Here is a 9,377-nt window from a genome sequence, read left to right on the forward strand (position 1 = left end):
ATCGAGTTCTATGAGAGGGGCGCTGCCGATGACCGGCCGGCTCGGCATCGACGACGTGACCCCACTGGTGAGCTGTGGCCAGTACCCGGCCAAAGCCGTAGTCGGTGAGCACGTCCCGGTTTCCGCGACCGTCTGGCGCGAAGGGCATGATGCCGTCGCCGCGACCGTCACCTGGCGAGGTCCGAACGATCGCGTCGCCCGCCGCACCAGGATGGCCGAGACCGGCGAGGGTCTCGACCGCTTCACCGCGACGATCGTCCCCGACGGTGAAGGACTGTGGACGTTCCGCGTGGACGCGTGGAGTGATCCGTGGGCGACGTGGCAGCACAACGTGAAGGTGAAGATCGGCGCCGGGCAGACCGCCGAGGAGCTGGCGAACGATCTGGAAACCGGCGCACGGTTGCTGGACCGGGTGTCGCGCCGGCCGGATCGCCGCCGGGAGCGCGCGTTGCTGGCCAGCGCATCCGCGGCGCTGCGGGATTCGGTGCGGTTGCTGTCGGAACGCGTCGGGCCCGCGTTGTCGAAGGATGTCCAGCACGTGATGCACGAGTATCCGGTGCGCGAACTGGTCACCAAGGGCAAGCCGGTGCGGCTGTGGGTGGACCGCGAGCGCGCCGCATTCGGTTCGTGGTACGAGTTTTTCCCGCGCTCCACCGGTGGCTGGGACGCCGATGGCAAGCCCGTGCACGGCACGTTCGAGACCGCGACGAAGGAGCTCGACCGCATCGCGCGGATGGGTTTCGACGTCGTCTACCTGCCACCGATTCATCCCATCGGGCGCGTGAACCGCAAGGGGCACAACAACTCCGTGGTCGCCGACGAGCACGATGTCGGTTCGCCGTGGGCCATCGGGTCCGACGAGGGCGGGCATGACGCGATCCACCCGGAGCTCGGCACGATCGCCGATTTCGACCTGTTCGTGGCCCGCGCGGAAGAACTCGGCATGGAGGTCGCGCTCGATCTCGCGCTGCAGGCCGCGCCCGACCATCCGTGGGTGAGCAAGTACCCGGAGTTCTTCACCACGCGGCCGGACGGCACGATCGCCTACGCGGAGAACCCGCCGAAGAAGTACCAGGACATCTATCCGATCAACTTCGACAAGGACCCGCAGGCCCTCTACAACGAGGTGCTGCGGGTGGTGCTGCACTGGGTCGAGCACGGGGTGCGGATCTTCCGGGTGGACAACCCGCACACCAAGCCGCCGGACTTCTGGGCCTGGCTGATCTCCACGGTCAAGGACGCACATCCGGACGTGCTGTTCCTTTCCGAGGCGTTCACCCGCCCGGCCCGGCTGTGGGGGCTGGCAAAGCTCGGCTTCACCCAGAGCTACACGTATTTCACCTGGCGCACCTCGAAGGACGAACTCGTCGACTTCGGCGTGGATCTCGTGCGGCACTGGGATATGGGGCGCCCCAACCTGTTCGTGAACACCCCGGACATCCTCCACGAGTCGTTGCAACGTGGCGGGCCCGGCATGTTCGCGTTGCGCGCGGCGCTCGCGGCGACGATGTCCCCGACGTGGGGTGTGTACTCCGGTTACGAGCTCTACGAATGCCAGCCGGTGCGTGACGGCAGCGAGGAGTACCTCGACTCGGAGAAGTACGAGCTGCGCCCGCGCGATTTCTCCGGCGCGCTCGCGCAGGGCCGGTCGCTGGAACCGTGGATCACCAAGCTCAACACCATTCGGCGGGCCCACCCGGCGCTGCAGCAGATGCGCAGCCTACGCTTCGAGCACGTCGACAACGGCGGTCTGATCGCATACTCCAAACAGGACCCGGCGACCGGCGACACCGTCGTCGTCGTGGCCACGCTGAACCCGTACGGGGCCGAGGAAGGCACCCTCTGGCTCGACCTGCCCGCGCTCGGTTTCGGCTGGCATGACCGGGTGATCGCGCACGACGAGGTCACCGGCGAAACCTGGGACTGGGGTCAGGCCAACTACATACGACTCGAACCGTGGCGGGCCGTGGCGCATGTGGTCAGCCTGCAGCGCCGCCTCGCCGGCTAGAGCACAACGACGAACGATGCTCCCGCGCCGAGGAAAACGCGCGGGAGCTATGGAAACGTACCCGGATCAGGGTGGGACGAGGTGGAGCTGATGGATCAAGAGCACCGGCCCGACGCGGCCCTCGGGCTCGAGGGAGTGCCGCACACCGGGGAATCGGTGACGCCGGAAGGCATGCTGGTCGAACCGCAGGCCGATGATTTCCGCTCGGCCAAGCAGGCGCCGAGTGATCCGATGTGGTTCAAGGGCGCGGTGTTCTACGAAGTACTGGTGCGCGCGTTCACCGACTCCAACGGTGACGGCACCGGCGACCTGCGTGGCCTGGCGAGCAAGCTGGACTACCTCGAGTGGCTCGGCGTCGACTGCCTGTGGCTGCCGCCGTTCTACGCATCGCCGCTGCGCGACGGCGGGTACGACATCTCCGATTTCCGTGCGGTACTCCCGGAATTCGGCACCGTCGAGGATTTCGTGTACCTGCTCGACGAGGCGCACCGGCGTGGCATCCGGGTCATCACCGACCTCGTGCTCAACCACACCTCCGACCTGCACCCGTGGTTCCAGCAGTCGCGTTCGGACCCCGACGGGCCGTACGGCGATTTCTACGTGTGGAGCGACGACGACTCCCGCTACGCCGACGCGCGCATCATCTTCGTCGACACCGAGACCTCGAACTGGACCTACGATCCGGTGCGCGGGCAGTTCTACTGGCACCGGTTCTTCACCCACCAGCCCGATCTCAACTACGAGAACCCGGCCGTGCAGGAGGCGATGATCGACGTCCTGCGGTTCTGGCTGGATCTCGGTATCGACGGGTTCCGGCTCGACGCCGTGCCGTACCTCTACGAGCAGGAGGGCACGAACTGCGAGAATCTCCCGCGTACGCACGAATTCCTGAAGCACTGCCGCAAGGTCGTCGACGACGAGTACCCCGGCCGGGTACTGCTGGCCGAGGCGAACCAGTGGCCCTCGGATGTCGTCGAATACTTCGGTGACCCGGCCACCGGCGGCGACGAATGCCACATGGCGTTCCACTTCCCGCTGATGCCCCGCATTTTCATGGCGGTACGCCGCGAATCCCGCTTCCCCATCTCCGAAATCCTCGCGCAAACCCCGAAGATCCCCGACAACTGCCAGTGGGGCATCTTCCTGCGCAACCATGACGAGCTGACGCTGGAGATGGTCAGCGACGAAGAGCGCGACTACATGTACGCCGAATACGCCAAGGATCCGCGGATGAAGGCCAACATCGGCATCCGACGGCGACTGGCGCCGCTGCTGGAGAACGACCGCAACCAGCTCGAACTGTTCACCGCGATGCTGCTTTCGCTCCCGGGCTCGCCCGTCCTGTACTACGGTGACGAGATCGGTATGGGCGACAACATCTGGCTGGGCGACCGCGACGCGGTGCGCACGCCCATGCAGTGGACCCCGGACCGCAACGCGGGTTTCTCCGCCTGCGACCCCGGCCGGATCTACCTGCCGGTGATCATGGACCCGGTCTACGGGTACCAGGCACTCAACGTGGAGGCGCAGCGAGACAGCGCTTCCTCGCTGCTGAACTGGACCCGCCGGATGATCGAGGTACGCAAGCAGCATCACGCATTCGCCGAAGGCGAGTTCATCGAACTCGGCGGGTCCAACCCGAGTGTGCTGGCGTACAAGCGCACCTGGACACGTCCCGACGGTGAGCTGGACGTGGTTCTGTGCGTCAACAACCTGTCCCGGTTCCCGCAGCCGGTGGAGCTGAACCTGGGTGAGCACGAGGGCAGCACGCCGATGGAGCTGACCGGCGGGGTGCAGTTCCCCGACATCGGCGAGCTGCCGTACCTGCTTACGTTGCCAGGTCACGGCTTCTACTGGTTCCAGCTGCTGGATGAGGACGCGAAGGCGAGGCGAGGTGACTGACAGTGGGCGACGCGGCTGAACTGATCGATCCCGTGATGCGCGAACTACCGCAGTGGCTGCCGGCGCAGCGCTGGTTCGGCGGCAAGGACCGCCCGATCACCGCGGTGCGACCGGTCAGCACGACGGTGCTGCTGGAGGGGGATCCGTTGCTGCTGCACCTCGTTGTCGAGGTGCAGCAGGACGATCGGAGCGCGCCGTACCAGCTGCTGATCGCCAGCAGAGCCCACCTGCCCGAGCACCTCGGCTCCAACTGGATCGGCGCCGAGCTGGGGATGCCCTGCTATGAAGCCACCAGTGACGCCGATGTGACGGGCCGGCTGCTCGACCTGATCGCCGAGAACACCAGGATCGGCTCACTCACGTTCGCGCGGGAACCGGGCGCCCAGGTGCGGGGCGGGCTGCGTGGCCGCCCGATCACGTCGGAGCAGAGCAATACCTCGCTCGTCTACGGAAACCAGTACATTCTCAAGCTTTTCCGCAAGCTGTCCCCTGGCGAGAACCCGGATGTGCGACTGCACCGCGCGTTGCAGGAGCAGGGTTCCGAGCATGTCGCGCCGCTGCTCGGCAGCATCACCGGTGAGCTGGACGGCCGGCCGGCCACGGTCGGCATGCTGCAACGCTTCATCACGGATGCGGTGGACGGGTGGGCGATGGCCACCACCAGCGTGCGGGACCTGATGGCCGATCCGGAGCTGCCGCCGGATCTCCTCGGCGGTGACTTCGCCGGTGAGTCGCAGCGGCTCGGGCAGGCGGTCGCGACCGTCCACAATGAACTGCGGCGCGCGCTCGGTGAGCAGCTCGCGGATGCCGACGAGCTCGACCGCACGGTGAAAGCGATGCACGACCGGCTCGACAAGGTGCTGGCGGCGGTGCCGCAACTGCGCGAGCAGGCCCCGGCGCTGCGCGCGGCGTTCGACCGGGTGCGGGACACCGAAGGTCCGGTGCCGATGCAGTTCATCCACGGTGATCTGCATCTGGGCCAGGTATTACGGACGGTCACCGGCTGGCTGCTGCTGGACTTCGAAGGCGAGCCGGCCGCGCCGGTGAGCGAACGGTCCGTGCTGCGGACGCCATTGCGTGACGTGGCAGGCATGTTGCGCTCGTTCGACTACGCGGCGCACCAGATGCTGATCGGGCAGCCGGAGGACCCGCGGCTGGAGGAGCGCGCGCTGGAGTGGGCCCGGCGCAACCGGGCCGCTTTCTGCGATGGCTACACGAAAAACGCCGGCGACCCGGTCGGCGACCCGCGCTCGCAGGGATTCCTGTTGCGGGCATTGGAACTGGACAAGGCGGTCTACGAGGTCGCCTACGAACACGCGAACCGGCCGGAATGGCTGGGCGTGCCGCTCGCGTCGATCGCGCGAATCAGTACGGGAGGCGAATAACCGTGTCCGAACTGCCCGACGGCGCCCCGGCACCCGCGGACATCGACCGGTTGCTGGCCGGTTCGCATCACGACCCGCACTCGGTGCTCGGCGTGCACAACCAGGGCGGCTCAGTCGTGGTGCGTGCGCTGTTGCCCCACGCCCGCTCGGTGACGGTGGTGTCCGCGGATCACAAGTTCGAGCTGCGCCGCGTGGTGGACGGCCTGTTTTCCGGCACCGTGCCGGAAAATCCCGGTGACTACCGGCTCGAAGCCGATTTCGGCGGGCGGGTGCTTGAGCTGGATGACCCGTACCGGTGGCTGCCGACGGTCGGTGAACTGGACCGGCATCTGATCGGCGAGGGCAGGCACGAGCGGTTGTGGGATGTGCTCGGCGCGCATGTCCGCCGGTACGAGACAGCCCATGGTGTGGTGCACGGGGTTTCGTTCGCGGTGTGGGCGCCGACCGCGCGCGGGGTGCGCGTGATCGGCGATTTCAACGGCTGGGACGGCCGTTCGCACATGATGCGGTCGCTGGGTTCGTCGGGCATCTGGGAGATCTTCATCCCGGGTGTCGAGGCCGGAACCCGGTACAAGTACCGGATTCTCGGCGCCGACGGCCATTGGCACGAGAAGGCCGACCCGCTCGCGTTCGCCGCGGAGAAGCCGCCGAACACCGCGTCGGTGGTCGCGGAGTCCTCGTATGAATGGCGCGATGACGAGTGGCTCGCCGAGCGCACCGTGACGAACTGGGCCGACGCGCCGGTCAGCATCTACGAGGTGCATCTCGGGTCGTGGCGGCCGGGGCTGGGCTATCGCGAGCTGGCCGACGAGCTGGCGGATTACGTGCAGGACACGGGTTTCACGCATGTGGAACTCCTGCCGATCGCCGAGCACCCGTTCGGCGGCTCGTGGGGATATCAAGTCACGTCGTACTACGCGCCGACCGCCCGGTTCGGTTCGCCGGACGATTTCCGGTATTTCGTGGACCGGTTGCACCAGCGCGGGATCGGGGTGCTGGTCGACTGGGTACCCGCGCATTTCCCGAAGGACAACTGGGCGCTGGCCCGGTTCGACGGGACGCCGCTGTACGAGCACGCGGACCCGCGACGCGGCGAGCAGCCGGACTGGGGCACGTACGTGTTCGACTTCGGGCGCAACGAGGTGCGCAATTTCCTGGTGGCGAACGCGTTGTACTGGCTGGAAGAGTTCCATTTGGACGGTCTGCGCGTCGATGCCGTGGCTTCGATGCTGTACCTGGACTACTCGCGGCCGGACGGCCAGTGGGTGCCCAACGAGTTCGGCGGGCGGGAAAACCTTGACGCGGTCCGGTTTTTGCAGGAACTGAACGCGACTGTCTACAAGCGACACCCCGGTGTGCTGATGGTGGCGGAGGAGTCGACGGCGTGGCCGGGTGTGTCGCGCCCGACGCATCTGGGCGGGCTCGGGTTCGGGTTCAAGTGGAACATGGGCTGGATGCACGACACGCTGCACTACTTGGCGCACGAGCCGGTGCACCGGTCGTACCACCACAACGAGCTGACTTTCTCGCTGGTGTACGCGTGGAGTGAGAACTTCGTGCTCCCGCTGTCGCATGACGAAGTGGTGCACGGCAAGGGTTCGCTGTGGGGCCGGATGCCGGGCGACGACTGGAACAAGGCCGCCGGGGTGCGCTCGCTGCTGGCGTTCATGTGGGCGCATCCGGGTAAACAGTTGCTGTTCATGGGCGGGGAGTTCGGCCAGGAACGGGAATGGTCGGAGGAACGGTCGCTGGACTGGCACCTGCTGGATCAGCCCCTGCACGCCGGGATCCGGCGGTTGTTGTCGGATCTGAACGGGATCTACCGGTTGTCGCCGGCCCTGTTCAGCGCGGACACCCGGCCCGAGGGTTTCCAATGGATCGATGCGAATGACGCCAACGGGAACGTGGTGAGCTTCCTGCGGCACGGCGTGGACGGCTCGAAACTGGCGTGTGTGGCCAATTTCGCCGGTACCCCGCACTTGGACTACCGGGTGGGCCTGCCGGTCGCGGGGCGCTGGCGCGAGGTGGTGAACACCGACGCCGAGGCCTACGGCGGTTCCGGAGTCGGCAACTACGGTGCGGTGGAAGCGGAACCCCAGCCGTGGCACGGAATGCCGGCTTCCGCGGTGGTCCAGCTCCCCCCGGCGGGCGTGCTGTGGCTCGCGCCCGAGTGACGGCTCACCCGGAGACCAGCCAGCCCCCGACCTTGCCCAGCACGTCGCCGTCGTAGTCGTCGCCGACCATGCGGGCGATATCGGCGATCGACACCTCGCGGAGCGCGGCGCGCCACGCGCGGTCGGCGGCGTGCATCGTGCGGGCGATCGCGCAGGGGGCCGCGCAGGCCTCCGGCGGGGTGGCCAGCGGACCACGCTGCCGGATCTCGGTGCACACGAACGCCGGCTCCCGCCCGTCGATGGCCTCGACCACGTCGAGCACCGCGATCTCCTTGGGCGAGCGCGTGAGCACGTATCCCCCGGACTTACCCTGCACGGACTGCACCAGGCCGGCGCGGGAGAGCGCCTGGAGCTGCTTGGCCAGGTAGGTGCCCGAAACTCCGTGCAGCTCCGCCAGGCGCGTCGCCGGGACCGGCTCCGCCACCGACGTGAGCACCACGCAACAGTGCAGCGCTGACTCGACTCCACCCGACAACTTCACACGTCCAGACTACTGTGCCGTTCGTTACTAATCCGGCCACAGTCACGGCTATCCGGCTTGCGTGGCAACGGTTACGTGCTGCTCGAGGTCTGCCTACTTTTGGTCGGATCAGTAACGAGCCACCTTGACTCGGACAAAGGCTATCCGAGTAATATCTCGGACAGAACTGGTCCGAGTTTGGAGGAACGCTCATGAAGATCGCGGTCATCGGCACCGGCCTCATCGGCTCCCAGGTGGTGCGGAACCTCGCGGCGGCCGGCCATGACGCCGTCGGGCACTCTCGCTCGACCGGGGTCGATCTGCTCACCGGCGACGGGTTGGCCGATGCGTTGCGCGGTGCGGAGGTTGTCGTGGATCTGAGCAACTCCCCGACCTTCGACGAGGCCTCGCTGGATTTCTTCCGCACCTCGGTGACGAACTGGCTAGGTGCGGCCGCGAAGGCCGGGGTGCGCCACGCGGTCGCATTGTCCATCGTCGGCGTCGATCAGGTGCCGGATGTTGTTTACTACCAAGCGAAAGCGTTGCAGGAGGACTTGGTCGAGGCCGGGCCGGTGCCGTATTCGATCGTGCGCGCCACCCAGTTCATGGAGTTCGTACCGGCGATACTGGACTGGACCACTGACGGTGAGTGGTGCGCCTGCCGAGCACGCCGATCCAGCCGATCGCTTCCGCCGAAGTGGCCGAGGCCGTCGCCGCCATCGCCACTGGGGATCCGTTGCGCGGCAAGCACAACATCGGCGGCCCCGAGATCTTTCCGCTGGCTGAGCTGGGCCGGATCTTCACCGAGGCAACCGGCGACAGCCGGAAGGTCGTGACCGATGACAGCGCGGGTTTGTTCGCGGCCATGAAGGGCGATGTGCTCACCACCGACGAGTACCTTGCGGCCACGCACTACCGGGACTGGCTGCGCTCGCAGTAGCGGTTCACAGCAGGGCGGCGGCGAGCGTGGCGAGGGCGGGTGCACCTTGGCCGAGCAGACCTTTGATGCGTGACCGGCGCGGATCGAAGCCGATGAGTGCCACGCTCGCCGCGAGCATGGCCGCGCAGGCAGCCAGGACAAGCAGCCGCCCCGCGGTGGGGTCGCCCAGGTGCACGACGGCAATCCCGGTGAGTGTCTGGAGCGAGAGGAAGGCGTTGTAGCACCCTTGGTGGAACGCCCAGGGCCGGACGACATCGACATCCGCGGCGCGCACCCCGAACATGCCATGCACCTCCGGCCGGCGGAAGCGGACGCTCTCCATCAGGAAGATCCACAGGTGCATCAGCGCCGCAACAACGGCAAGCCCCTGCGCGACGATGTTCATCCCCGGCCTCCCCTGGCTGGGCAGTTGAGGAGTTCAGTCACCGACCGCACTCCCCGAGCCCCGCCCTTCGCGAACCTCCGAGGCCGCCCGCCCACAGGTCGCGAACCACCGGTGCGCCCGCAC

General features: G+C 67.2%; 7 protein-coding genes. 5 read left to right on the forward strand and 2 right to left on the reverse strand.

All coding sequences use genetic code 11. The features are described 5' to 3' along the window. The first annotated feature begins 28 nt into the window (after nucleotides 1-28). The 4 genes from GKO32_RS34325 (at nucleotide 29) to glgB (ending at nucleotide 7,469) form a co-directional block, all read left to right on the forward strand. Nucleotides 29-2,008, forward strand: a complete 1,980-nt coding sequence (locus GKO32_RS34325; RefSeq protein WP_154761091.1) for an alpha-1,4-glucan--maltose-1-phosphate maltosyltransferase — start codon at nucleotides 29-31, stop codon at nucleotides 2,006-2,008. Between the two features lie 90 nt (nucleotides 2,009-2,098). After that, nucleotides 2,099-3,910, forward strand: coding sequence for a maltose alpha-D-glucosyltransferase (treS, locus tag GKO32_RS34330; RefSeq protein ID WP_154761086.1), 1,812 nt, complete (start codon nucleotides 2,099-2,101; stop codon nucleotides 3,908-3,910). A gap of 2 nt (nucleotides 3,911-3,912) precedes the next feature. After that, on the forward strand, nucleotides 3,913-5,295 hold the full coding sequence (locus tag GKO32_RS34335; protein ID WP_312869050.1) for a maltokinase N-terminal cap-like domain-containing protein: 1,383 nt from the start codon (nucleotides 3,913-3,915) through the stop codon (nucleotides 5,293-5,295). Further along, nucleotides 5,241-7,469, forward strand: coding sequence for a 1,4-alpha-glucan branching protein GlgB (gene glgB / locus GKO32_RS34340; protein ID WP_154761087.1), 2,229 nt, complete (start codon nucleotides 5,241-5,243; stop codon nucleotides 7,467-7,469). The genes GKO32_RS34335 and glgB overlap by 55 nt, the downstream gene beginning before the upstream one ends. Before the next feature lie 4 nt (nucleotides 7,470-7,473). On the opposite strand, the gene GKO32_RS34345 is transcribed toward glgB, so the two are convergent. Further along, nucleotides 7,474-7,950, reverse strand: coding sequence for an RrF2 family transcriptional regulator (locus GKO32_RS34345; RefSeq protein ID WP_312869052.1), 477 nt, complete (start codon nucleotides 7,948-7,950; stop codon nucleotides 7,474-7,476). Nucleotides 7,951-8,141: 191 nt separating this feature from the next. Between GKO32_RS34345 and GKO32_RS34350 the strand changes: the two genes are divergently transcribed. Then, entirely contained in the window at nucleotides 8,142-8,765 is a 624-nt protein-coding gene (locus GKO32_RS34350) for an SDR family oxidoreductase (protein WP_246245174.1), read from the forward strand. 108 nt (nucleotides 8,766-8,873) lie between these two features. Here the strand turns inward: GKO32_RS34350 and GKO32_RS34355 are convergent, their stop codons facing one another. After that, complete coding sequence (locus GKO32_RS34355; protein WP_154761088.1) at nucleotides 8,874-9,254, reverse strand: DUF1304 family protein; 381 nt, start codon at nucleotides 9,252-9,254, stop codon at nucleotides 8,874-8,876. Nucleotides 9,255-9,377: the final 123 nt, after the last annotated feature.

The organism is Amycolatopsis pithecellobii (genome assembly GCF_009707865.1).
GTDB classification, from domain to species: Bacteria; Actinomycetota; Actinomycetes; order Mycobacteriales; family Pseudonocardiaceae; genus Amycolatopsis_E; species Amycolatopsis_E pithecellobii.

Bases quoted from the DNA above. Each gene is read 5' to 3' on its own strand.
- GKO32_RS34325 (WP_154761091.1), top strand. From the start codon at position 29: ATGACCGGCCGGCTCGGCATCGACGACGTGACCCCACTGGTGAGCTGT.
- treS (WP_154761086.1), top strand. From the start codon at position 2,099: ATGGATCAAGAGCACCGGCCCGACGCGGCCCTCGGGCTCGAGGGAGTG.
- glgB (WP_154761087.1), top strand. From the start codon at position 5,241: ATGGCTGGGCGTGCCGCTCGCGTCGATCGCGCGAATCAGTACGGGAGG.
- GKO32_RS34350 (WP_246245174.1), top strand. From the start codon at position 8,142: ATGAAGATCGCGGTCATCGGCACCGGCCTCATCGGCTCCCAGGTGGTG.
- GKO32_RS34355 (WP_154761088.1), bottom strand. From the start codon at position 9,254: ATGAACATCGTCGCGCAGGGGCTTGCCGTTGTTGCGGCGCTGATGCAC.